The sequence below is a fragment of the Enterobacter sp. C6 genome (assembly GCF_008122455.1).
GTDB lineage: Bacteria > Pseudomonadota > Gammaproteobacteria > Enterobacterales > Enterobacteriaceae > Enterobacter > Enterobacter pseudoroggenkampii.
In genome coordinates, this window is sequence record NZ_QPFW01000183.1 from 1 (window position 1) to 24233 (window position 24233).

General features: G+C 57.1%; 25 protein-coding genes. 14 read left to right on the plus strand and 11 right to left on the minus strand.

Annotation, left to right across the window (positions count from 1 at the left end):
* Nucleotides 1-794, plus strand: a 794-nt coding sequence (locus DOU50_RS06375; RefSeq protein ID WP_148769055.1) for a sulfurtransferase, incomplete at its 5' end; no start/stop codon positions are given.
* On the opposite strand, the gene DOU50_RS06380 is transcribed toward DOU50_RS06375, so the two are convergent.
* Nucleotides 791-1408, minus strand: a complete 618-nt coding sequence (locus tag DOU50_RS06380; RefSeq protein WP_048991598.1) for a CDP-alcohol phosphatidyltransferase family protein — start codon at nucleotides 1406-1408, stop codon at nucleotides 791-793. The two genes, DOU50_RS06375 and DOU50_RS06380, sit on opposite strands and share 4 nt — an antisense overlap.
* The gene (locus DOU50_RS06385; RefSeq protein WP_148769056.1) at nucleotides 1401-1970 is read right to left on the minus strand and encodes a carboxymuconolactone decarboxylase family protein; all 570 of its coding nucleotides are present in this window, start codon (nucleotides 1968-1970) and stop codon (nucleotides 1401-1403) included. The genes DOU50_RS06380 and DOU50_RS06385 overlap by 8 nt, the downstream gene beginning before the upstream one ends.
* Nucleotides 1971-2045: 75 nt before the next feature.
* On the opposite strand from DOU50_RS06385, the gene DOU50_RS06390 reads away from it, so the two are divergent.
* Nucleotides 2046-2465: a pyrimidine (deoxy)nucleoside triphosphate diphosphatase gene (locus tag DOU50_RS06390; RefSeq protein ID WP_148769057.1), complete on the plus strand. Its 420-nt coding sequence runs from the start codon at nucleotides 2046-2048 to the stop codon at nucleotides 2463-2465.
* On the opposite strand, the gene DOU50_RS06395 is transcribed toward DOU50_RS06390, so the two are convergent.
* Nucleotides 2422-2700 carry a YnjH family protein gene (locus tag DOU50_RS06395; RefSeq protein ID WP_024908564.1) on the minus strand — a complete coding sequence of 93 codons (279 nt, stop codon included), beginning with the start codon at nucleotides 2698-2700 and terminating at the stop codon, nucleotides 2422-2424. The genes DOU50_RS06390 and DOU50_RS06395 overlap by 44 nt on opposite strands.
* 228 nt (nucleotides 2701-2928) lie before the next feature.
* Here DOU50_RS06395 and gdhA point away from each other — a divergent pair, with 228 nt between their 5' ends.
* Nucleotides 2929-4272, plus strand: coding sequence for an NADP-specific glutamate dehydrogenase (gdhA, locus tag DOU50_RS06400; protein ID WP_148769058.1), 1344 nt, complete (start codon nucleotides 2929-2931; stop codon nucleotides 4270-4272).
* Nucleotides 4273-4343: 71 nt separating this feature from the next.
* Here the strand turns inward: gdhA and DOU50_RS06405 are convergent, their stop codons facing one another.
* The 3 genes from DOU50_RS06405 to DOU50_RS06415 all read right to left on the minus strand — a co-directional run bounded on the left by DOU50_RS06405 (nucleotide 4344) and on the right by DOU50_RS06415 (nucleotide 7967).
* Nucleotides 4344-6251 (minus strand): DNA topoisomerase III, encoded by a 1908-nt coding sequence (locus DOU50_RS06405; RefSeq protein WP_024908566.1) that lies wholly within the window; start codon nucleotides 6249-6251, stop codon nucleotides 4344-4346.
* Nucleotides 6252-6255: 4 nt separating this feature from the next.
* On the minus strand, nucleotides 6256-7299 hold the full coding sequence (gene selD / locus DOU50_RS06410) for a selenide, water dikinase SelD (protein ID WP_148769059.1): 1044 nt from the start codon (nucleotides 7297-7299) through the stop codon (nucleotides 6256-6258).
* A 116-nt stretch (nucleotides 7300-7415) separates the two neighbouring features.
* Nucleotides 7416-7967, minus strand: a complete 552-nt coding sequence (locus DOU50_RS06415) for an NAD(P)H nitroreductase (protein ID WP_024908568.1) — start codon at nucleotides 7965-7967, stop codon at nucleotides 7416-7418.
* A 167-nt stretch (nucleotides 7968-8134) separates the two neighbouring features.
* On the opposite strand from DOU50_RS06415, the gene sppA reads away from it, so the two are divergent.
* From sppA to DOU50_RS06435, 4 genes are all read left to right on the plus strand, one after another.
* Entirely contained in the window at nucleotides 8135-9991 is a 1857-nt protein-coding gene (sppA, locus tag DOU50_RS06420; protein WP_148769060.1) for a signal peptide peptidase SppA, read from the plus strand.
* A gap of 63 nt (nucleotides 9992-10054) precedes the next feature.
* Nucleotides 10055-11071, plus strand: a complete 1017-nt coding sequence (ansA, locus tag DOU50_RS06425; protein ID WP_008500705.1) for an asparaginase — start codon at nucleotides 10055-10057, stop codon at nucleotides 11069-11071.
* Between the two features lie 9 nt (nucleotides 11072-11080).
* Complete coding sequence (gene pncA, locus DOU50_RS06430; RefSeq protein ID WP_148769061.1) at nucleotides 11081-11722, plus strand: bifunctional nicotinamidase/pyrazinamidase; 642 nt, start codon at nucleotides 11081-11083, stop codon at nucleotides 11720-11722.
* Between the two features lie 219 nt (nucleotides 11723-11941).
* Nucleotides 11942-13198, plus strand: coding sequence for a glycoside hydrolase family 18 protein (locus tag DOU50_RS06435; protein ID WP_148769062.1), 1257 nt, complete (start codon nucleotides 11942-11944; stop codon nucleotides 13196-13198).
* A 60-nt stretch (nucleotides 13199-13258) separates the two neighbouring features.
* On the opposite strand, the gene DOU50_RS06440 is transcribed toward DOU50_RS06435, so the two are convergent.
* Nucleotides 13259-13537, minus strand: coding sequence for a YeaC family protein (locus DOU50_RS06440; protein WP_148769063.1), 279 nt, complete (start codon nucleotides 13535-13537; stop codon nucleotides 13259-13261).
* 41 nt (nucleotides 13538-13578) lie between these two features.
* Complete coding sequence (gene msrB, locus DOU50_RS06445) at nucleotides 13579-13992, minus strand: peptide-methionine (R)-S-oxide reductase MsrB (protein WP_148769064.1); 414 nt, start codon at nucleotides 13990-13992, stop codon at nucleotides 13579-13581.
* Between the two features lie 340 nt (nucleotides 13993-14332).
* Here msrB and gapA point away from each other — a divergent pair, with 340 nt between their 5' ends.
* Nucleotides 14333-15328, plus strand: coding sequence for a glyceraldehyde-3-phosphate dehydrogenase (gene gapA / locus DOU50_RS06450; protein ID WP_014831506.1), 996 nt, complete (start codon nucleotides 14333-14335; stop codon nucleotides 15326-15328).
* A 73-nt stretch (nucleotides 15329-15401) separates the two neighbouring features.
* On the plus strand, nucleotides 15402-16286 hold the full coding sequence (locus DOU50_RS06455; RefSeq protein ID WP_024908574.1) for a D-hexose-6-phosphate mutarotase: 885 nt from the start codon (nucleotides 15402-15404) through the stop codon (nucleotides 16284-16286).
* 78 nt (nucleotides 16287-16364) lie between these two features.
* On the opposite strand, the gene DOU50_RS06460 is transcribed toward DOU50_RS06455, so the two are convergent.
* Complete coding sequence (locus tag DOU50_RS06460) at nucleotides 16365-17111, minus strand: MipA/OmpV family protein (RefSeq protein ID WP_024908575.1); 747 nt, start codon at nucleotides 17109-17111, stop codon at nucleotides 16365-16367.
* A gap of 430 nt (nucleotides 17112-17541) precedes the next feature.
* On the opposite strand from DOU50_RS06460, the gene yeaG reads away from it, so the two are divergent.
* The 3 genes from yeaG to DOU50_RS06475 all read left to right on the plus strand — a co-directional run bounded on the left by yeaG (nucleotide 17542) and on the right by DOU50_RS06475 (nucleotide 21433).
* Nucleotides 17542-19476 carry a protein kinase YeaG gene (yeaG, locus tag DOU50_RS06465; RefSeq protein ID WP_008500713.1) on the plus strand — a complete coding sequence of 645 codons (1935 nt, stop codon included), beginning with the start codon at nucleotides 17542-17544 and terminating at the stop codon, nucleotides 19474-19476.
* Between the two features lie 74 nt (nucleotides 19477-19550).
* Nucleotides 19551-20834, plus strand: coding sequence for a YeaH/YhbH family protein (locus DOU50_RS06470; protein ID WP_148769065.1), 1284 nt, complete (start codon nucleotides 19551-19553; stop codon nucleotides 20832-20834).
* Nucleotides 20835-20932: 98 nt separating this feature from the next.
* Complete coding sequence (locus DOU50_RS06475; protein ID WP_047651996.1) at nucleotides 20933-21433, plus strand: YbaK/prolyl-tRNA synthetase associated domain-containing protein; 501 nt, start codon at nucleotides 20933-20935, stop codon at nucleotides 21431-21433.
* 20 nt (nucleotides 21434-21453) lie between these two features.
* On the opposite strand, the gene yoaI is transcribed toward DOU50_RS06475, so the two are convergent.
* Complete coding sequence (gene yoaI, locus DOU50_RS06480) at nucleotides 21454-21558, minus strand: small membrane protein YoaI (RefSeq protein WP_010430055.1); 105 nt, start codon at nucleotides 21556-21558, stop codon at nucleotides 21454-21456.
* A gap of 145 nt (nucleotides 21559-21703) precedes the next feature.
* Between yoaI and DOU50_RS06485 the strand changes: the two genes are divergently transcribed.
* Nucleotides 21704-22150: a DUF441 domain-containing protein gene (locus tag DOU50_RS06485; RefSeq protein ID WP_024908579.1), complete on the plus strand. Its 447-nt coding sequence runs from the start codon at nucleotides 21704-21706 to the stop codon at nucleotides 22148-22150.
* On the opposite strand, the gene DOU50_RS06490 is transcribed toward DOU50_RS06485, so the two are convergent.
* Entirely contained in the window at nucleotides 22134-22925 is a 792-nt protein-coding gene (locus tag DOU50_RS06490; protein WP_048990780.1) for an AraC family transcriptional regulator, read from the minus strand. The genes DOU50_RS06485 and DOU50_RS06490 overlap by 17 nt on opposite strands.
* Before the next feature lie 99 nt (nucleotides 22926-23024).
* On the opposite strand from DOU50_RS06490, the gene DOU50_RS06495 reads away from it, so the two are divergent.
* Entirely contained in the window at nucleotides 23025-24212 is a 1188-nt protein-coding gene (locus DOU50_RS06495; protein ID WP_061715517.1) for a CynX/NimT family MFS transporter, read from the plus strand.
* The last annotated feature ends 21 nt before the right edge of the window (nucleotides 24213-24233 follow it).

Below are 24233 nucleotides of genomic sequence, written 5' to 3' on the forward strand. Positions count from 1 at the left end.
AAGCCGCCTGGGGCGCACCGAAGTTTTACCTGCTGAACCACATTCCCGGCGCGGGCTACATCGATACTAACGAAGTGGAAAGCGAGCCGCTGTGGAATAAAGTCTCCGACGACAAGCTGAAAGCGATGCTGGCGAAGCACGGGATCCGCCACGACACCACCGTCATCTTGTATGGCCGCGACGTATACGCCGCCGCGCGCGTGGCGCAGATTATGCTGTATGCGGGCGTGAAGGATGTGCGTATTCTCGACGGCGGCTGGAAGGCGTGGTCAGATGCAGGCCTCCCGGTTGAGCGCGGCACGCCCGGTAAAGTGGCGCCAGCCCCCGATTTCGGCGCGCCAATCCCCGGCCAGCCGCAGCTGATGGTCGATATGGAACAGGCGCGCGGGATGCTGCACCGTCAGGATGCCTCCCTGGTCAGCATTCGTTCGTGGCCGGAGTTCATCGGCGAAACAAGCGGCTACAGCTACATCAAGCCAAAAGGTGAAATAGCCGGTGCCCGCTGGGGTCATGCGGGCAGCGATGCTACCCACATGGAGGATTTCCATAACCCGGATGGCACCATGCGCAGTGCGGACGACATCGCCGCCCAGTGGAAGCGCTGGAATATTCTGCCGGAACAGCACGTCGCGTTTTACTGCGGCACCGGCTGGCGGGCGTCCGAAACCTTTATGTACGCCCGGGCGATGGGCTGGAAGAATATCGCCGTCTATGACGGCGGCTGGTACGAATGGAGCAGTCACCCGCAGAACCCGGTGACAACCGGTGAGCGCGGGCCAGAAAGCGCTCTCTAAGGGTTGAGTGACTTCAGCGTCACGTAGCCGCTCCAGACGCGCGTTGTGGTGGTCAGCCAGCACAGCGCGCCAAATACCCACGCGAAAAGCGTGAAGTGCGCCGGGAAAAGGCAGCACAGCACAAACAGCGCGATGGTCTCCGTCCCTTCCGTTAACCCGCCGATGTAATAAAACGACTTGTGCGCATAGCCGGGGTTGTCGATGTCGTGCTTCGCGGCCAGCGCCGCAAACGCCAGAAAACTGCTGCCGGTACCAATAAACGCAAACAGCAGCCAGGCGGCCGCCAGCGCATTCTCTGCGGGAGCAGCGAGCGCAAAGCCAAACGGCACCAGAGCGTAGAACAGAAAGTCGAGCGCGATATCGAGAAATCCTCCCGCATCGGTCAGCCCTCTGCGGCGCGCCAGCGCCCCGTCCAGACCGTCCAGCAGGCGGTTAAGCACGATGGCGACCAGCGCAGCAGGATACCAGCCGAGGGCCAGAAACGGCAGCGCCAGCACGCCAATCGCAAACCCGGAAAGGGTTAATCCGTCGGGCGTAATGCCCGGCCTGTCCAGCACGGAAACCAGACGATTCAGAACGGGCTTTACCCGCGGGTGCAGGTGACGGTCAAGCATGTGGCGTCTCATTAAACGTGGCGCACAGCCCCTGAGCCGGAATATCCAGCGCGGCGTTAAAGCGGGCGGAGAGATTCTGAAAGGCAATGAGCGCCGTCATCTCGGTGATGGCGTCATCCGTAAAGTGGCGCTTCAGCGCCGTTCTGATGGCCTCATCCGCCCGGGGCGGCGTGGCGGTCACCGCCTCGGCGTAGGCCAGCGCCGCGCGCTCCTGCTCGGTGAACAAAGTGGAATCCTGCCAGTCCCCCACGGCCTGAACCCTATCCAGTGCGCCGCAGCGCTCGGCCAGCCGCAGGCTGTTGGCATCAATACAGAAAGCGCAGTGGCAGAGCTGGGACACCCGCGTCATGAGCAGCGAACGAAGCACGGGCGTCAGGCGCGCGCGACGACGCTCCAGAAAACCGACAAACAGCGCCACCAGCCAGAACAGACGCGGCATGCGCGCCCACCAGCGCGTGGGATTCAGCACCGCGCCAAAATGCTTTTTCTGCATGGCGGCAATGGGTTTAAGGCTGGCGGGAAGGGATTCGATAGGGGCAACCCAGGTGGTAGTCTCTTTCACCTGATTCTCCTGATAGCTGGACTCTGAGAAAGGGCACGATAATATGTCTTTTTTCGCTATCAATTATTGACGACCATGCTGAAAACACTCGATGTCGTTGCCGCCATCATCGAAAAAGACGACAAAATTTTACTGGCACAGCGCCCTGCCCACGCCGACCAGCCGGGCATGTGGGAATTTGCAGGCGGTAAAGTCGAGGCCGGAGAAACCCAGCCCGAGGCGCTTATCCGCGAGCTGCGTGAAGAGTTGGGTATTGAAGCGCTGCCTGCGCAATATGTAGCAAGCCACCAGCGCGAAGTCTCGCAGCGGTTAATCAACCTGCACGCCTGGCACGTTCCTGCGTTTAGCGGCGAGCTCACGGCGCACTACCACAGCGCGCTGGCGTGGTGTACGCCGGAAGAGGCGTTTGGCTACGCCCTGGCCCCCGCGGATATTCCGCTGCTGGAAGCGTTTATTGTTTTACGCGACGCCAGACCAGCGGGTTCGTACCGATAACGCGCTCGTCGCGCTGGCACTGCAACAGCACGCCGTCTGCTTTCACCACGGCCCCTTCCGAGTAGTTCTGATTCTGATAGATACAGCACTGATTGCAGGGCTGCACCGTTTGATTCTGACCGCTGGAGCTAAACACTTCCGGCGGCACATTCACTTCCACATCCGGACGAATGCGGTCAGCCTGCGCGCCAGCAGTGAAGATCAGACATAACGCGGTGAGTAGATAACGGTTCATAGACACATCTTCCTGTTGTTCCTTGATAATGACTATAACGGTAAACCAGAGCGGAACCTTTAATTTATCTCTTCATCGCTTTTGATTATGACGCCTGCGCTCTCATTAATTTCCCTTTCGCCCTACATTTCTGCTTGCCACACAAAGCAGTACGGGTGGTATAGTCAAAAAAACAACACAAATCGCATAAGTAATACACATAAAATACGATAAGAGGTTCTTATATCTATGGATCAGACACGCTCTCTGGAAAGTTTCCTTGCCCATGTTCAGCAGCGCGACCCGCACCAGAGCGAGTTCGCGCAGGCCGTGCGTGAAGTGATGACCACCCTGTGGCCCTTCCTTGAACAAAACCCGCGCTATCGCCAGATGTCTCTGCTTGAACGCCTTGTCGAGCCAGAGCGCGTGATCCAGTTCCGCGTGACGTGGGTGGACGATCGCAATCAGGTGAAGGTCAATCGCGCGTGGCGCGTGCAGTTTAACTCGGCCATTGGCCCGTTTAAGGGTGGCATGCGCTTCCACCCGTCCGTAAACCTGTCAATTCTGAAGTTCCTCGGCTTCGAGCAGACCTTTAAAAACGCCCTCACCACGCTGCCGATGGGCGGCGGGAAAGGCGGAAGCGATTTCGATCCGAAAGGCAAAAGCGAAGGCGAAGTGATGCGCTTCTGCCAGGCGCTGATGACCGAACTCTACCGTCACCTCGGCCCGGATACCGACGTGCCTGCCGGTGATATCGGCGTCGGCGGACGTGAAGTGGGCTTTATGGCCGGGATGATGAAAAAGCTCTCCAACAACAGCGCCTGCGTCTTTACCGGAAAAGGGCTGTCGTTTGGCGGGAGCCTGATCCGCCCGGAAGCGACCGGATACGGCCTGGTTTACTTCACCGAGGCCATGCTCAAGCGCCACGGTTTAGGCTTTGAAGGCATGCGCGTCGGGGTGTCCGGCTCCGGTAACGTGGCGCAGTACGCGATTGAGAAAGCGATGCAGTTTGGCGCTCGCGTGGTAACCGCCTCTGACTCCAGCGGCACGGTGGTGGATGAAGCGGGCTTCACGGCAGAGAAGCTGGCGCGCCTGTGTGAAATCAAAGCCAGCCGCGATGGACGCGTGGCGGATTACGCCCGGGAGTTTGGCCTGACATACCTGGAAGGAAAACAGCCGTGGGGCGTGCCGGTGGATATCGCCCTGCCGTGCGCCACGCAGAACGAGCTGGACGTTGAAGCCGCGCGCACGTTGATTAGCAACGGCGTAAAAGCGGTGGCCGAAGGGGCGAACATGCCGACCACCATCGACGCCACGAACCTGTTCCTTGAGGCAGGCGTGCTGTTTGCACCGGGCAAGGCCGCTAACGCCGGTGGCGTGGCAACCTCCGGCCTCGAGATGGCACAAAACGCCGCGCGTCTCGGCTGGAAGGCAGAAAAAGTGGATGCGCGCCTGCACCATATCATGCTGGATATTCACCACGCCTGCGTGGAGTACGGCGGCGAGGCATCGCAAACCAACTACGTACGCGGGGCGAATATCGCCGGATTCGTGAAGGTGGCAGATGCCATGATCGGGCAGGGTGTGATTTAAGGTTTATATCGTGCGGCCGGGTGCCCTCACCCCGGCCCTCTCCCACAGGGAGAGGGAGAAAACCGGGCGTATCAGGCCGCGCTTTTCTTCTTTTTAAACGGTTTCTTCGCACCCGCGCCTGGTGCAACCATCCCTCTGAAGCGCTTCACCGGCGTGCTGCGCGCCTGATCGATCAGCTGGTAAAGCGTCCCCACCAGCGGCTGCATAAAGTCCTGATAGCGGCACTGCTTCTCGCTGATCTGCGTCAGCACCGATTCCCAGTGCGCGGTCATGTCCGGCCTGGCGGCCAGCTCCGGCAGGGAATGAATCAGCGCGCGGCCCGGCTCGGTCGAATGGATATAGCGCCCCTTTTTCTCAAGAAAACCGCGCTTAAAGAGCAGCTCGATGATCCCCGCGCGGGTTGCTTCCGTACCCAGACCGTCGGTGGCGCGCAGGATCTTCTTCAGATCTTTATCCTGCACAAAGCGGGCGATCCCGGTCATCGCCGACAGCAGCGTCGCATCGGTGAAATGGCGCGGCGGCTGGGTCTGACGCTCAACCACTTCGCCCTTCTCGCACAGCAGTTCGTCATCTTTAGCAACCACCGGCAGCGGCGTGCCGTCGTTCTCCTCGTCACGCTCTTTGTTCCCCAGCAGCGTGCGCCAGCCTGCTTCTGCAAGGAAACGGGCTTTAGCAATAAATTTCCCTTTCGCGATTTCCAGTTCGATTACGCATTTGCGGAACACCGCGTCCGGGCAGAACTGCATCAGGTACTGACGGGCGATCAGGTTATAGACCTTCGCTTCGTTGTCGGTCAGGTTGACGCTGCTGGCACGCGCCGTCGGGATAATCGCGTGGTGGGCGTCCACCTTTTTATCGTCCCAGCAGCGGTTATGGGTGTCCGGGTTCACCACCGGCTGCGGCAGGAGATCCGGCGCGTGCACGCTAATGGCGTTCATCACCGAATGGCGTCCGGCAAAGTGCTCTTCCGGCAGATAACGGCTATCCGAACGCGGATAGGTGATGAGCTTATGGGTTTCATAGAGCTTCTGGCAGATATCCAGCACGTTCTGCGCGCTGAGGCCAAAGCGCTTCGCGGCCTCAATCTGCAGGGCCGACAGCGAGAACGGCAGCGGCGCGGGTTCTGATTCCCGTTTATCGTTATAGCTGGTGACGATAGCGGGCTGCCCGGTAATGCGGTTAACCACATGATCGGCCAGCGGACGATGGAGCAGGCGCCCCTCTTCATCCTGATAGGATTCGCAGGCATCGCTCGGCTGCCAGACGGCGGTAAAGCGTTCGTCTTTAGGCGTGACGATATGCGCTTTCACCTCAAAGAAATCTTTAGCGACGAAATTCTCAATCTCTTCGTCACGACGCACGACCAGCCCCAGCACCGGCGTCTGCACACGCCCCACTGAAAGTACGCCCTGATAGCCCGCATTACGCCCAAGAATGGTGTAGGCGCGGGTCATGTTGATGCCGTACAGCCAGTCGGCGCGGGCGCGGGCTAAAGCCGAGACGCACAGCGGAATAAACTCGCTGTTGGCGCGCAGGCGCGAAATGGCTCGCTCCACCGCCTGCGGGTTAAGGTCGTTGATCAGGCAGCGCTGCACCTGCTGGCGCTTTTCCGGCGCCAGCTCCAGATAGTCCAGCACCTCATCCACCAGCAGTTGCCCTTCCCTGTCCGGGTCACCCGCGTGCACGATTTCAGCCGCTTCATGCAGGAAGCGCTTGATCACGTTCAGCTGTTTGGTGACCGAAGGCCGGGGCTGCAGGCGCCATTTTTCCGGCACGATGGGCAGATCGTTTAAATTCCAGCGGGCGTAGCGGCTGTCATAGACATCCGGCTGCGCCTGCTCAAGCAGGTGACCGATACACCAGGTGACCACCTGCCCGTTACCGCATTCGATAAAGCCGTCGCCTTTGCGATGCGGCTTAGGCAGCACGTCGGCGATGGCACGGGCCAGGCTCGGCTTTTCGGCAATAAACAACCGCATCGAATTAACGGATCTCAATCATCGGTCGGCCACCGCGCGCGGTCACCAGCTCGCCGATCGCCGTCAGGATGATGCCGAACTCGGCGGCGGTCGCCTGAACGTCAGCTTCTGACTCCGGCGTCACCGCCAGCAGCAGGCCGCCGGAGGTTTGCGGATCGCACAGCAGGTTGCGCCACTCCTCAGGCATTTCGCCCATCAGGTGACCGTAGCTGGCGAAGTTGCGCTGGGTACCGCCCGGGACCGCGCCCTGAGCAATATAATCCTCCACGCCCGGCAGCTTCGGCACGTCCTGATACCAGATCTGCGCCTGCACGCCCGCGCCCTGACAGACCTCAGAGAGGTGTCCCAGCAGACCAAAACCGGTGACGTCGGTCATCGCCTTCACGCCGTCGATATTGGCGAATGCCGCACCGGCGAGGTTCATCTGGCACATCACTTCCGTAGCCAGACCTTTGTGCTCGGGCTTCAGCAGGGACTTTTTCTCGGCGGTGGTCAGCACGCCAATGCCCAGCGGCTTGGTGAGGAACAGCTTGCAGCCCGCCTGCGCGGTGCTGTTGCGCTTCACGCGTTCGGTCGGCACCACGCCGGTGACGGCCAGGCCGAAGATCGGTTCAGGTGCATCAATAGAGTGACCGCCGGCCAGCGCAATCCCCGCCTGCTGGCAGGCAAAACGGCCGCCATCAATCACTTCACGAGCCACTTCCGGCGGGATGGTGTTGATCGGCCAGCCCAGAATGGCAATCGCCATGATCGGCTTCCCCCCCATGGCGAAGATATCGCTGATGGCGTTGGTGGCCGCAATGCGACCGAAGTCGAACGGGTTGTCGACAATCGGCATAAAGAAGTCGGTGGTGCTGATAATGCTGGTGCCGTTACCTAAGTCATAAACTGCAGCATCGTCACGCGTTTCGTTGCCGACAAGCAGGTTCGGGTCGACAAACTTCGCCTGTTCACTGTGCAGGATGGTCTCCAGCACTTTCGGGGAAATTTTACAACCGCAACCGGCTCCGTGGCTGTACTGCGTTAAACGAATGGTTTGCTCGCTCATGGACGTCTCCTGTCATCTCAATCGCGCTATGGTAGCGCTCATTCCATAAAGAGGTAAGTATGACTGTCTGAATTCTGCGGCAGATGCTCAGAATCCAGACAGTTTAGCGTGCGTTATCAGAAACGGCTGACGAAAGGCGTGGTGTCCGGCACGCTGATGGTGCTGGAGGCTTTAAGCTGCGGGGTGCCGAGGTAGAGGAAGCCGACAATTTTGTCATGCTCACCGCAGCCAAAACCGTCCCGGACCGCCGGGCTTTCGGTCAGCGGGCCGGTGCGCCAGATACCGTTGAAGCCTTGTGCTACGGCGGCCATTTGCATCGCCATCACCGCACAGCCTGCGGACATTTCCTGCTCCCAGACCGGCACCTTATGGTCGGCCTGGCATTTTGCCACGACGGTGACGATCATCGGCGCGCGGAACGGAGCATTGCGCGCCTTGTCGATCCCTTTCTCATCCTGCCCGGCGGCCACCGCCCCCTGCTCCAGCAGCTGACTGAAACGATCGCGGCCTTCGCCTTCAATTACAAAGAAGTGCCATGGCTGCAGCGTGCCATGATCGGGGGCACGCATGCCGGCACGCAGAATGTTCTCCAGCTGCTCGCCTGCCGGGGCAGGTTCGGCCAGACGGGAAGCGCTACGGCGGTTAACAAGCAGTTCGAGTGCGTCCATTGGTTAACTCCTTTCTTGAAATTTACTCACAAAATTAACACGGCGGCAGATTTTGTTACAGCCTGGCAGGCGATTCCTGCTGACAAGTGGCGGTTGGGTCATTACGATAACCCAACATTACCGTCCAGTGGCGACGGAAACAGTCATTTTCTGGTTAGGGAGAATACATGCGAACCCTTTGGCGAATCATTGCCGGTTTCTTTAAATGGACGTGGAGACTGCTCAACTTCGTCCGCAACCTGGTGATGAACATCTTCTTCATCTTCCTGGTTCTGGTTTGCGCGGGCATCTGGATGCATATCAGTAACGCGAATCAGGCGCAGCATTCAACGCGCGGCGCGCTATTACTCGATATCACCGGCGTTATCGTTGATAAGCCGTCCACCAGCAGTCGCCTGAGCGTGATTGGTCGCCAGCTGTTTGGCGCAACCTCAGATCGTCTGCAGGAAAACTCCCTGTTTGATATCGTCGATACCATCCGCCAGGCCAAAGACGACCGTAACATCACCGGGATCGTGCTGGATCTGAAAGATTTTGCCGGAGGCGATCAGCCTTCAATGCAGTATATCGGTAAAGCGCTGCGCGAATTCCGCGACAGCGGCAAGCCGGTGATTGCCGTGGGCGACAGCTACAGCCAGGGGCAATATTATCTGGCGAGCTTCGCCAATAAGATCTGGCTCTCCCCGCAGGGTACGGTGGATCTGCACGGCTTTGCCACCAACGGCCTGTACTACAAATCGCTGCTCGACAAGCTGAAGGTCACCACCCACGTCTTCCGCGTCGGTACCTATAAATCCGCCGTTGAGCCGTTTATCCGCGACGATATGTCCCCTGCCGCCCGCGAAGCGGACAGCCGCTGGATTGGCGAGCTGTGGCAGAACTATCTGGGCACCGTTGCCGCGAACCGTCAGATTACGCCTGAGCAGGCGTTCCCCGGCGCGCAGGGCGTGCTGGAAGGCCTGCGTAAGGTTGACGGTGATACCGCGAAATATGCGCTGGATAACAAACTGGTTGATGCCCTGGGCACCAGCGCCGAGATTGAAAAATCCCTGAGCAAGCAGTTTGGCTGGAGCAAAGAGGATAAAAACTACAGCGCCATCAGCATGTATGATTACTCGACGAAAAAGCCGGATGACAGCGGTGACAGCGTCGCGGTGGTCTTTGCCAACGGTGCGATCATGGACGGTCAGGAGACCCCGGGGAACGTGGGCGGCGATACTACCGCGTCACAAATCCGCGATGCGCGCCTCGATCCAAAAGTGAAGGCGATTGTCCTGCGGGTCAACAGCCCTGGCGGTAGCGTCAGCGCCTCCGAGGTGATCCGCGCTGAACTGGCCGCGGCGCGCGCCGCCGGCAAGCCGGTCGTCGTCTCAATGGGCGGAATGGCCGCCTCCGGAGGTTACTGGATCTCCACGCCAGCCAACTACATCGTGGCTAACCCAAGCACGCTGACCGGTTCGATTGGCATCTTCGGGGTGATCAACACCGTAGAGAACAGCCTGGATTCCCTGGGCGTGCATACCGATGGCGTAGCGACCTCTCCGCTGGCGGATGTGTCGGTGACCAAATCTCTGCCGCCGGAAGTCTCTGAGATGATGCAGCTCAGCATTGAGAACGGCTATAAACGCTTTATCACCCTGGTCGCAGACTCGCGTAAAAAGACGCCTGAGCAGATCGACCAGATTGCGCAGGGCCACGTCTGGACCGGTCAGGATGCGAAGAGCAACGGACTGGTGGACAGCCTGGGTGACTTCGATGACGCGGTGAAGAAAGCCGCCGAACTGGCGAAGCTGAAGCAGTGGCATATCGAGTATTACCAGGACGAACCGTCGTTCTTCGATATGGTCATGGACAGCATGTCCGGCTCGGTACGCGCCATGCTGCCGGAGGCGCTGCAGGCTTACCTGCCTGCGCCAGTCGCCACGGCGGCAAAAGCGATGAAGGCAGAAAGCGATAAGCTTGCGGCCTTTAACGATCCACAGAGTCGTTACGCGTTTTGCCTGACCTGCGCTAACGTCCGTTAAAAACCGTCCCCTCTTCCCGCGAAGAGGGGATTTTTTTCTTTTGAAGAACAAGAACTCACTACCATGCAGAAGAAATCGATTTATGTAGCCTACACTGGCGGTACCATCGGTATGCAGCGCTCCGAAAACGGCTATATCCCCGTCTCCGGCCACCTTCAGCGTCAGCTTGCGCTGATGCCTGAATTCCACCGTCCGGAAATGCCTGACTTTACTATCCACGAATACGAGCCGCTGATGGACTCCTCCGACATGACGCCGGAAGACTGGCAGCACATCGCGGATGACATTAAAGCCCATTACGACCAGTACGACGGCTTCGTGATCCTGCACGGTACCGACACCATGGCGTTTACCGCCTCGGCGCTCTCCTTCATGCTGGAGAACCTGAGCAAGCCGGTTATCGTCACCGGGTCGCAAATCCCGCTGGCGGAGCTGCGCTCGGACGGGCAGATCAACCTGCTGAACTCCCTGTACGTGGCGGCGAATTACCCGATCAACGAAGTGTCGCTGTTCTTTAACAACCGTCTGTATCGCGGCAACCGCACCACCAAAGCCCACGCAGACGGCTTTGACGCCTTTGCCTCCCCTAACCTGCAGCCGCTGCTGGAGGCCGGTATTCATATCCGTCGTCTGGGAACCCCTCCGGCGCCGAACACCGCCGGCGAGCTGATTGTGCATCCGATTACTCCGCAACCGATTGGCGTGGTCACCATCTATCCGGGTATCTCTGCGGACGTGGTGCGTAACTTCCTGCGCCAGCCGGTGAAAGCGCTGATCCTGCGCTCCTACGGCGTGGGCAATGCGCCGCAGAACGGTGAATTCCTGAAAGAGCTTCAGGAAGCCAGCGAGCGCGGAATTGTGGTGGTGAACCTGACCCAGTGCATGTCCGGTAAAGTGAATATGGGCGGCTATGCCACCGGCAACGCGCTGGCGCATGCGGGGGTCATCAGCGGCTTCGATATGACCGTTGAGGCAACGCTGACTAAACTTCACTATTTACTGAGTCAGGATCTGGACATTCAGTCCATTCGCAGCGCGATGATGCAAAACCTGCGCGGCGAGCTGACCCCGGACGAATAAGGAGTGCTCATGAAGCAACGCGCCCTGCTACTGGTCGATTTGCAAAATGATTTCTGCGCGGGCGGTGCGCTGGCCGTCGCTGAAGGTGACAGCACCGTTGACGTGGCCAACACGCTGATAGACTGGTGCAAAGCCCGCGGCGAAGCGGTTGTCGCAAGCCAGGACTGGCACCCGGCGAACCACGGCAGCTTTGCCAGCCAGCATAACGTCGAGCCTTTCACTCAGGGAGAGCTCGACGGGCTGGCGCAAACCTTCTGGCCGGATCACTGCGTACAGCAGACGGAAGGCGCGGCGCTGCATCCGCTCCTGAATCAGAGAGCCATCGACGCGGTGTTCCATAAAGGTGAAAACCCGGCTATCGACAGCTATAGCGCGTTTTTTGATAACGGGCATCGCCAGAAAACGGCGCTGGACGCGTGGTTACGTCATCACGAAATCACGGAGCTGATTGTGCTGGGGCTGGCGACGGACTACTGCGTGAAGTTCACCGTGCTGGATGCGCTCCAGCTAGGTTATACCGTCAGCGTCATCACCGACGGCTGCCGCGGGGTGAACATTCACCCGCAGGACAGCGCTCAGGCGTTTATGGATATGGCTGCGGAAGGCGCGACGCTGTATACGCTCGAAGACTGGCTGGAGACGCAGGCGTAAGCCTTTTAAGCCGGGTGGCGCTGACGCTTACCCGGCCTACCTTTCCCCGTAGGCCGGGTAAGGCGCAGCCGCCACCCGGCAAAACTCCCCCTCCGATCCCCCATAAAGTGAACTCCCTCGCATCCTCAGCGAAGCGGCAATGCTATTCTCTGTAGGTTGTTTTTTCGCCACGCCTTTTCCGTGGCGTGGTTAATATTATTAAGTCAAAGAGGAACTTGTATGAAACGTTTGCCCTTGCTGGCAGCATTACCCTTGCTTTGCGCGTCAGTTGCCTCCGCCAGTTCCATGATGTCCGTGGGCTACTTTAACGGGGGTGGCGATGTCACCGCCGGACCGGGTGGCGATATCAATAAACTGGACGTTCGCCAGATCACCCATCTGAACTACTCGTTTGGTCTGGTTTATAACGACGAAAAAGACGAAACCAACGCCGCGCTGAAAGATCCGGCGAAGCTGCATCAGATCTGGCTATCGCCAAAAGTGGCGTCCGATCTGGCCTTAATCCCCACTCTGCGTAAGCAAAACCCAAATCTTAAGGTCCTGCTCTCCATCGGCGGCTGGGGCGCGCGTGGCTTCTCTGGCGCAGCGGCAACCAAAGAGACGCGCGCGGTGTTCATCCGCTCCGCGCAGGAGATTGTCGACAAATATGGTCTGGACGGGATCGACCTCGACTGGGAGTATCCGGTCAACGGCGCCTGGGGGCTGGTGGCAAGCCAGCCCGCCGACCGGGATAATTTTACCGCCCTGCTGAAGGAGATGCGCGACGCGTTCGGGCATAAAAAGCTGGTCACCATTGCGGTAGGCGCGAATGCGGAAAGTCCGAAAAGCTGGGTGGATGTGAAAGCCATTGCGCCCCTGCTCGACTACATCAACCTGATGACCTACGACATGGCGTATGGTACGCAGTATTTTAACGCCAACCTGTATGACTCCAGCACCTGGCCGACGGTGGCCGCCGCGGACAAATACAGCGTGGACTTTGTGGTGAACAACTATCTGGCCGCCGGACTGAAGCCGCAGCAGATGAATCTCGGGATTGGTTTCTATGGCCGCGTGCCGAAACGCGCCGTAGAGCCGGGGATCGACTGGACCAAACCGGATGCGCAAAAAAATCCGGTTACCCAGCCCTACTTCGGACCGCAGGAGATCGGGTTGTTCAAGTCACTCGGCTATGACCTGACCAAAGATACCTACGTGAAGTACAACGATATCGTGAAGAAGCTGTTGAACGATCCGCAGAAGCGCTTTACGGAGCACTGGGACGACCAGGCAAAAGTGCCGTGGCTGTCGGTGAAGGGTGCCGATGGCAACGCGCTGTTTGCGATTTCCTATGAGAACCCACGTTCCGTTGCGATCAAAGCGGACTACATCAAAGAGAAAGGGCTCGCCGGAGCGATGTTCTGGGAGTACGGGGCTGATGACAACAATCAGTTAGCGAAACAGCTGGCGGCGTCGCTCGGGATCCCGCATAAGTAGTAAGACAATCAAGCCCTCTCCCCGTGGGAGAGGGTTGGGTGAGGGCATCAACCCGCACCGTTATTGCATTTTCATCGTCGCAATCGGCTTCGGCGTGATGCCGAAGTCTTCTTTCAGCTCGCGCTTGCTCTTCATTACCATCTGGCCCTGGGTGTCGATCGTCATATGCTGCGCGTCGGTGTTATTGCGCGCCTGCCACAGCATCACCAGCTGCAGGCTGTTCTCTTTTTGCTCCGGGGTCAGCGCGACGCCATCGGGCCATTTTCCCAGCTCTACGGCGGTCACCAGACGCTGATAAATCTCCGGCGTCATCCCGCTAATCATGTCTTCAATATTCACAATCCTGCCCTTTCGAAGGAATAATTTGCTGAATCGTTTTTTCAACCCTTAATCTGGTCGCCATTCTCATCATCGGTGAAGCTCATTGAGGCTGAATTCACGCAGAAACGCTCGCCCGTGGGCTGAGGGCCATCCGGGAAGACGTGCCCAAGGTGCGCATCGCAGTTGCCGCAGCGAATTTCCGTGCGCACCATGCAGTGTGACGAGTCGGTCAGGTAGCGGATGGCCTCATCGCTCACCGGCTCGTAAAAGCTCGGCCAGCCGCAGCCAGAATCAAATTTCGTTTGTGAATTAAACAGCGGCGCATCACAGACCAGGCAGTGGTAGACGCCGTCCCGCTTGTTGTGCAGTAAACGCCCGGTGAACGGCGGTTCCGTCCCGTGATTCTGCGTCACGTAAAACTGCATTTCTGTGAGGTTTTTTTTCAAATCTTCAGGGTTACGTTGGTTCGACATATGCTTACATCTCGCTGTAGAAACAGACATCTTTTAACCCGGATTCTAACAAAACATTAACACCCTTGCGTGCACTTTTGATCTAAACTTATGTGTCGCGAAAAGGCGGTCAGGCAATTGTGATCATGCTCACATTTTTATCCTGCGAGGCCTTTAAAATCCCGGCGCAGCCCCCATATGGGTGCAAGCTCAAAGGGAAAGTGAGGCGAGTCAGTCGCACAAACGTTAGTCACAGGATTGATTTGTCGCAATGATTGACACGATTCCGCTTGACGCTGCGTAAGGTTTTTGTAATTTTACAGGCAACCTTTTATTCACTAACAAATAGCTGGTGGAATATATGACTATCAAAGTAGGTATCAACGGTTTTGGCCGTATCGGCCGTATTGTTTTCCGTGCTGCTCAGAAACGTTCTGACATCGAAATCGTTGGTATCAACGATCTCCTGGACGCTGAATACATGGCGTACATGCTGAAGTACGACTCAACTCACGGTCGTTTCGACGGCACCGTTGAAGTGAAAGACGGCCACCTGGTTGTTAATGGCAAAACCATCCGCGTTACTGCTGAAAAAGACCCAGCTAACCTGAAATGGAACGAAATCGGTGTTGACGTTGTTGCTGAAGCAACCGGTATCTTCCTGACCGACGAAACTGCACGTAAACACATCACTGCGGGTGCGAAGAAAGTTGTTCTGACTGGTCCTTCCAAAGACAACACCCCAATGTTCGTTCGTGGTGCAAACTTCGAAACTTACGCTGGCCAGGATATCGTGTCTAACGCATCCTGCACTACCAACTGCCTGGCACCGCTGGCTAAAGTTATCAACGACAACTTCGGCATCATCGAAGGTCTGATGACTACCGTTCACGCAACCACCGCTACTCAGAAAACCGTTGATGGCCCGTCTCACAAAGACTGGCGTGGCGGCCGTGGCGCGGCTCAGAACATCATCCCATCCTCTACCGGTGCAGCTAAAGCTGTAGGTAAAGTACTGCCAGAACTGAATGGCAAACTGACTGGTATGGCGTTCCGCGTTCCAACTCCTAACGTATCCGTTGTTGACCTGACCGTTCGTCTGGAAAAAGCTGCTTCTTATGAAGAAATTAAGAAAGCAATCAAAGCTGCTTCCGAAGGCGCAATGAAAGGCGTTCTGGGCTACACCGAAGACGACGTTGTATCTACCGATTTCAACGGCGAAGTGTGCACTTCTGTGTTCGATGCTAAAGCGGGTATCGCACTGAACGACAACTTCGTTAAACTGGTATCCTGGTACGACAACGAAACTGGCTACTCTAACAAAGTACTGGACCTGATCGCTCACATCTCCAAATAAGTTGAGATGAGTGCTTGATCCAAAAAGGCGACTTCGGTCGCCTTTTTTTATTTATAAGACAGAGGATTGCTTAATGATTAATAAAATTTTTGCACTTCCGGTAGTCGAACAGCTTACCCCTGTGCTCTCCCGCCGTCAGATTGACGGTGCCGACGTTATCGTCGTTGACCATCCGCGCGTTAAAGCCTCCGTGGCGCTGAACGGCGCCCACCTGCTCTCCTGGAAACCGGAAGGTGAAGCCGAAGGCTTATGGCTGAGCGATGCGACCTCCTTCAAAAAAGGGGCGGCTATTCGCGGTGGCGTACCGATCTGCTGGCCGTGGTTCGGCCCGTCCGCCCAGCAGGGTTTGCCTTCTCACGGTTTTGCCCGTAACCAGCAGTGGACGCTGAAAGCGCACAACGAAGATGACAACGGCGCCGTGCTGACCTTTGAGCTGCAGGCTAATGATGAAACCCGCGCCCTCTGGCCGCATGATTTCACCCTGTATGCCCGCTTTAAGCTGGGTAAAACCTGTGAAATCGAACTGGAAGCCCACGGTGAGTTTGAAACCACCGCAGCCCTGCACACCTACTTCAACGTAGGTGATATCGGCGCAGTGAAGGTGAGCGGTCTTGGCGATACCTTTATCGACAAAGTGGATAACGCCAAAGAAGGTAAACTGAGCGACGGTATACAGACATTCCCTGACCGTACCGACCGCGTCTACCTGCACCCGGAAGCGTGCAGCGTGATCCACGACGGCGCGCTGAACCGCGGCATTGAAGTGGTCCATCATCATCACAGCGACGTGGTGGGCTGGAACCCGGGCCCGGCGCTGTCCGTCAGCATGGCCGACATGACGGATGAAGGGTATAAAACGTTTGTCTGCGTGGAAACCGCCTGCGTGAGCACCCCGCAAAAAGCGAGCGACGAAAAACCGTCTCGTTTAGGGCAGACGATCCGCATTGTTAAGCGATAATCTTACTGCACCACATCAAAGCAAACGGGGCGCACGCGCCCCGTTTTAATGCATCAATTGCACGATATTAGTGCGCAATCAGAACTTGTAGCTCACGCCGACAGAGAAAATACCTGCCCAGGATTTGTCGACCATCGGGCTATCCTTCACTTCGTCGCTCAGACGCTCATAGCGGCCGGTACCGTACACGCTCCAGTCGCCGAGGAAGTTATAGCTCGCGGTCAGCTCCAGGTACGGATCCCAGCCGTCATCTGCGCTGTAGCTCTTCAGACCACTGCGGCGGGACTCGTTTTTAGACACGCCATAGTAATAGTCGTTGTAGTTCTCGCTGTTGTACTGCACACCAATACCCGGCGTCAGGGTCAGACCACCGTTGGTATAACGGTACAGCCACGCCAGATCCCAGATAAAGCCGTTGCTGTTATCGAGCGTATCGCCTGCCAGGGCCGTACGCAGGAAGCCATACTGGGTGTTATGCACGTATGAGAGGCCGGCCATCATCGAGCTTTTGCGCTTGTCGAGCTGGCGAAGCGCGTGGCTGTCGCTGTCACCCGGCTTGAAGTGCGTTGGATCGTAGTAGGCCATGATGGAGAGCTTATCGGCCGTATCGTTCCAGAGATAGTAGCCGCCGCCGAGCCCGCGGAACCAGACGTTATCGCCTTCATAGGTGATAACGGGAACAGGATAAACGTCACGGTCATACTGTTTGTACGGGCTGTTAATGACGCCAACACCCGCGCCAACCGTCCACTGACTTTCCGCCTGTGCGGTGTTCACTGCGGTCGCGGCAAGGATGCCTAATGCCAGAAGTTTGAGTTTGGTCACAATCCATTCTTTCCTGTAGTCAAATAATCAGCGGATGAAGTGTAACCGCCATTCCCGTACATCCCAAAATTTTTTGCCTGCTAATCAGCCTGATTAACCCATTATTTTTAACTTATCAGATGACAGCCTGCTTTCATTTATATGACCGCTGAATGAAAAACGTGCATTTGTCTTATAACGACAGTGGAAATTTTTGGATGAGTTATTGATATGTCATTGAAAGTAGATTTTCTGGGCATGCAAGTTTTGCAAATGCCATCTACGCTTTAATTTAAGAAGAGTTTTCCTGAACACCTGCGGTTCTTAGCGTCTGACCTGGCACACAGGTTGCTGCTTTGGCAGTGAGGTGCGAGAGATTCTCTTCCGGGAGCCTCCACTACTCATACGAACGGCTCTTATCCTGTGCTAAAAAACGAAAGGACGGCATGCCATGAATATATTCGATCACTATCGCCAGCGCTATGAAGCTGCCAAGGACGAAGAGTTCACACTGCAGGAGTTTCTTACCATCTGTCGGCAAGATCGCAGTGCCTATGCCAATGCGGCAGAACGGCTATTGATGGCTATTGGTGAGCCAAACATGGTTGACACTGCCCTGGAGCCTCGGCTTTCCCGTCTCTTTTCGAATCGGGTGGTCGCCCGATATCCGGCGTTTGAAGAGTTCTATGGTATGGAAGATGCCATCGAACAGATTGTCTCCTACCTGAAGCATGCCGCTCAGGGTCTGGAAGAGAAGAAACAGATCCTCTATTTACTCGGCCCCGTGGGCGGCGGTAAATCCTCGCTGGCGGAACGCCTGAAGTCGCTGATGCAGCGCGTGCCTATCTATGTGCTGAGCGCCAACGGTGAACGCAGCCCGGTGAACGACCATCCGCTGTGCCTGTTCAATCCGCAGGAAGATGCGCAGATTCTGGACAAAGAGTATGGCATCCCGCGTCGCTATCTCGGCACCATCATGTCGCCGTGGGCGGCAAAACGCCTGCACGAGTTTGGTGGCGATATCACCAAATTCCGCGTGGTGAAAGTCTGGCCGTCTATCCTTGAACAGATCGCCATCGCCAAAACGGAACCTGGCGATGAGAACAACCAGGACATCTCGGCGCTGGTGGGTAAAGTCGACATCCGCAAGCTGGAAAACTTCGCGCAAAACGATCCGGATGCCTACGGTTACTCGGGCGCGCTGTGCCGCGCGAACCAGGGGATTATGGAGTTCGTCGAGATGTTTAAAGCACCAATCAAGGTGCTGCATCCGCTGCTGACGGCGACTCAGGAAGGCAACTACAACGGGACGGAAGGTATCTCCGCCCTGCCGTTTAACGGGATTATTCTCGCCCACTCGAACGAATCTGAATGGGTGACCTTCCGTAATAACAAAAACAATGAGGCCTTCCTTGACCGCGTGTACATCGTCAAGGTGCCTTATTGCCTGCGGATCTCCGAAGAGATCAAAATTTACGAGAAACTGCTTAACCACAGTGAGCTGGTGCATGCCCCCTGCGCGCCCGGCACGCTGGAAACGCTGTCACGCTTCTCCATCCTTTCGCGTCTGAAAGAGCCGGAAAACTCCAGCATCTATTCGAAAATGCGCGTCTATGACGGTGAGAGCCTGAAAGATACCGACCCGAAAGCGAAGTCGTATCAGGAATACCGCGACTATGCCGGGGTTGATGAGGGGATGAACGGTCTGTCCACGCGCTTCGCGTTTAAGATCCTCTCCCGCGTCTTTAACTTCGACCATGCGGAAGTGGCGGCCAACCCGGTTCATCTGTTCTACGTGCTGGAACAGCAAATCGAGCGCGAGCAGTTCCCGCAGGAGCAGGCTGAACGCTACCTTGAGTTCCTCAAAGGTTACCTGATCCCGAAATACGCCGAGTTCATTGGCAAAGAGATCCAGACGGCCTACCTGGAATCCTATTCAGAGTACGGGCAGAACATTTTCGACCGTTATGTCACCTACGCTGACTTCTGGATCCAGGATCAGGAGTACCGCGACCCGGATACCGGCCAGCTGTTTGACCGTGAATCCCTGAACGCGGAGCTGGAAAAAATCGAGAAGCCTGCCGGGATCAGCAACCCGAAAGACTTCCGTAACGAGATTGTGAACTTCGTCCTGCGCGCCAGAGCGCATAACAACGGGCGCAATCCGAACTGGACCAGCTACGAGAAACTGCGCACGGTCATTGAGAAGAAAATGTTCTCCAATACCGAAGAGCTGCTGCCGGTGATCTCGTTTAACGCCAAAACCTCAACCGATGAACAGAAAAAACACGACGATTTTGTCGACCGTATGATGGAAAAAGGCTACACCCGCAAACAGGTCCGCCTGCTCTGCGAATGGTACCTGCGCGTGCGTAAATCGTCTTAAAACAAGTGCCCGGCGGCGTTTAGCGCCTGCCGGGCCTACAAAATGCAAGTTGGCAAATGCAGTACGGGGGGTATATGACCTGGTTTATTGACCGGCGTCTTAACGGCAAAAACAAGAGCACGGTGAACCGCCAGCGCTTCTTGCGTCGTTATAAAGCGCAAATTAAACAGTCTATCTCCGAGGCCATCAACAAACGCTCGGTGACCGACGTCGACAGCGGCGAGTCTGTCTCCATCCCCACCGATGACATCAGCGAACCGATGTTTCATCAGGGGCGAGGCGGCCTGCGCCATCGCGTACACCCAGGTAATGACCACTTCGTTCAGAACGACAGAATTGAGCGCCCTCAGGGCGGCGGAGGTGGTTCAGGAAGCGGTCAGGGACAGGCCAGCCAGGACGGTGAAGGCCAGGACGAATTTGTCTTCCAGATTTCGAAAGATGAATATCTCGACCTGCTGTTTGAAGACCTGGCGCTGCCGAATCTGAAAAAGAATCAGCATCGTCAGCTTAATGAATATAAAACCCATCGCGCGGGCTATACCGCCAACGGCGTGCCCGCCAACATCAGCGTCGTGCGTTCGTTGCAGAACTCGCTGGCGCGACGCACGGCCATGACGGCAGGCAAACGTCGCGAACTGCGCGAGCTCGAGAGCAACCTGAAGGTCGTGGAAAACACGGAACCGGCGCAACTGCTGGAAGAGGAGCGCCTGCGTAAAGAGATTGCAGAGCTGAGGGCGAAGATCGAACGGGTACCGTTTATCGACACCTTCGACCTGCGCTACAAGAACTACGAAAAACGCCCTGAGCCCTCCAGCCAGGCGGTGATGTTCTGTCTGATGGACGTGTCCGGCTCGATGGATCAGGCAACCAAGGATATGGCGAAGCGTTTTTATATTCTGCTCTATCTGTTCCTGAGCAGAACCTATAAGAACGTGGAGGTGGTCTATATCCGCCACCACACTCAGGCGAAAGAGGTGGATGAGCATGAGTTCTTCTACTCGCAGGAGACCGGCGGGACCATCGTCTCAAGCGCCCTGAAGCTGATGGATGAAGTGGTGAAAGAGCGTTACGACCCGTCGCAGTGGAATATTTATGCCGCGCAGGCGTCGGACGGCGATAACTGGGCCGACGACTCACCGCTGTGTCACGAGATCCTGGCGAAGAAAATTCTGCCGGTGGTGCGTTACTACAGCTATATCGAAATCACCCGCCGTGCACACCAGACCCTGTGGCGGGAGTATGAACATCTGCAATCGATGTTTGATAATTTTGCCATGCAGCATATCCGTGACCAGGATGATATTTATCCGGTGTTCAGGGAGCTGTTCCACAAGCAATCTTCTACCAGCAACGCATAATCAAACAGCCAGCGAAAGCGCTGGCTGTTTTCTTTCGACCCCGCTCATCCCGTGTTAATGTAGAACGCTGCATACTGGATTATCACCGGGAAATCGTTATGACTGACGACGTTATTGGGGCAGGAACCCACCAGCAACTGATTACCTTACTCACCGAGCAGGGCGCGCGGTTTCGCGTCATGGAGCACGAGGCGGTCGGGAAATGTGAAGCGGTAAGTGAAATTCGCGGAACCGATCTGCGGCAAGGCGCCAAAGCCCTGGTCTGCAAGGTGAAGGGAAACGGCGTAAAAAAACACGTTCTGGCGATCCTCGCCGCCGATCTGCAGGCTGACCTGAGCCAGCTTGCCAGTCATTTTGGCGGGCTAAAGGCCTCCCTCGCCAGCCCGGCCGAGGTCGATACCCTGACCGCCTGCGTTTTCGGCGCTATCCCGCCCTTTAGCTTCCATCCTGATTTGGCGCTGGTTGCCGACCCGCTGCTGTTCGAGCGTTTTGACGAAATCGCGTTTAACGCTGGCCTGCTGGAGAAATCCGTGATTATGGATACCCAGGATTACCTGCGCATCGCCCGTCCTGAGCTGGTAACTTTCCATAAAGCGTAACTACAATGGCTGACGCCCTGTCAGCCTTTTCGTTCCAGAAACAGCACGGAGGCAACGAGAATAACGGCAATAGCGAAAAACGATGAGGAGATAATCAGCGTTTCCACAAACATGTGATCGTTCATGATGGCGACCCCTTTTGCGATATCTGCCTCCGTTTTAATCCGCGTAAATGACAAGGTTATGACAACAATAAAATCTTTTTAAAACTGTCCTGCGTCGCGTTTGCGCGTACAGTAAGCAGGTTAATTATTCTGGCAAGGATTCCCTATGTTTGACCCTACTCTGCTCATTCTTCTGGCACTCGCCGCGCTCGGCTTTGTCAGCCATAACACCACGGTCGCCATCTCGATTCTGGTGCTTATTATTGTTCGCGTGACCCCGCTAAATACCTTTTTCCCGTGGATAGAAAAACAAGGCCTCACCATCGGGATAATCATTTTAACCATCGGGGTAATGGCGCCCATCGCCAGCGGTACGCTTCCTGCATCAACCCTGCTGCACTCGTTCGTAAACTGGAAATCGCTGGTGGCGATCGCGGTGGGGATTTTTGTGTCGTGGCTGGGCGGACGCGGCGTCACGCTAATGAGCAGCCAGCCCTCGCTGGTGGCGGGTCTGCTGGTGGGCACCGTGCTGGGCGTGGCGCTCTTCCGCGGCGTGCCGGTCGGCCCGCTGATTGCGGCAGGCCTTGTCTCGCTGTTTATCGGGAAGTCGTAGTCAGGCTGGCCATATAACGCGCCGGCGTCTGGCCCAGCCCCTTCCTGAACATGGTGATAAACGCGGTGGTCGAGTCATAGCCCAGTGACTGGGCCACCTGCTGTACCGATTTCCCACTAATCAAATGCTGTAACGCCACGATCAGCTGCAGCTGGTGACGCCAGCGGCGAAAGCTTAAACCGGTCTCTTTCACCACCAGCCGCGCCAGGCTGCGTTCGCTCATGGCAAAATGGCTCGCCCACTGCGCCAGCGTCTGCCAGGCGGCGGGCTCTTCCGCCATCTTCTCGCTCATCAGTCGAATTTTAGGATGGGGCGAGACGGGCAGCTGCAGATGTTCCTGACGCTGGAGCGGCAGCTCGTCAAACAGCACGTCCACCAGGCGCGACGTGGTCGCAAGAGGAAGCTGCTCACGCGATTTTTCCGCCAGGGATAAAATCAGCTCCCGCACCAGAGGAGAGATTTTCAGGGTACAGCAGCGTTCGGGCAAGCTTGCCGCCCCCGGCTCAATAAATAAAAAGCAGAGCTGCGCGCCCGGCGTGGCTCTGTTGCTGTGCGGCATCTGGCCGGGGATCCAGACGGCGTACTGGGGCGGAACCATCAGCATCGCATTTTCCACTTCGCAGGTGATTGCGCCGCCAAGGGCCAGAATCAGCTGCCCCTTACGGTGATGATGCCGGGGAATATATTGTTCCTCCGCCACCACCTGAATGCGAAATGCGACGGCCGCATCGTACTGGCTATCAGGATCGTAGCCCTCCAGTCCCAGACCAATCATCAGCTTGTCCGATATTAGCGATAAACTGTCATTTTAGCCTGATTTCAACTGCTGAGAAAATCGGTATTGTGTGCCCTCGCTTGAACGTATGAGAACATAATGACTACTGCTATTCGCACCTCAGGAAAACACGGCGCGCTGTTGATTGCAGGCATCCTGATGATTGCCACTACGCTTCGCGTCACCTTTACCGGCGCAGCGCCGCTGCTCGACACTATTCGTCTTGATTATGGCTTAAGCACGGCGCAAACCGGTCTGCTGACCACCCTGCCTCTGCTGGCTTTCGCCCTTATCTCGCCGCTCGCCGCAGGCGTTGCCCGACGTATCGGCATGGAGCGCAGCCTGTTTATCGCCCTGCTGCTGATTTGCGCCGGAATTGCGGTTCGCTCTCTGCCTTCCGCCGCGCTGCTGTTCATCGGTACGGCAGTCATTGGCTGCGGTATTGCGCTCGGGAACGTGCTGTTACCCGGATTAATTAAGCGTGACTTTCCGGGCCAGGTGGCGAAGCTCACCGGTGCTTATTCCCTGACAATGGGCGTCTCGGCGGCGTTTGGTTCAGCGATGATTGTTCCCCTGGCGCAGGGGAACGCGGGCTGGCATGGCGCCCTGCTGATGCTGATGGCGTTTCCGCTGGTCGCGCTGCTGCTCTGGTTACCCCAGTGGCGTCAGAAACACGTTGCAGCGGTAACGGGCGCTGGCGCGCTGCATAATCGCGCCATCTGGCGCTCGGCGCTCGCCTGGCAGGTGACGCTCTTTTTAGGGATTAACTCGCTGATTTACTACGTCATCATCGGCTGGCTGCCGGCGATACTGCTGAGCCACGGCTACAGCGAAGCGCAGGCCGGCTCGGTGCACGGGCTGCTGCAGCTGGCCACGGCCGTGCCGGGGCTTGCCGTGCCGCTGATCCTCCACCGTCTGAAAGATCAGCGGGCCATTGCAGGCGCAGTGGCGCTGCTGTGCGCGATAAGCGCGGCGGGATTATGGTTTATGCCAGGCATGGCGGTGATGTGGACGCTGGTGTTTGGCTTTGGCACAGGAGCAACGATGATCCTCGGCCTGACGTTCATCGGTCTGCGCGCCAGCTCCGCGCACCAGGCTGCGGCGCTGTCCGGCATGGCGCAGTCGATTGGCTATCTGCTCGCCGCCTGCGGCCCTCCGCTGATGGGGAAAATTCACGATAGCGCAGGAGACTGGCGGATCCCGCTTCTGGGCTGCGCCCTGGCCGCGGTGATAATGGCCCTCTGCGGCATCTTAGCCGGGCGAGACCGGGAGATCGCGCCCCGTTAAACAGTGTGGCAGACCCTCGGG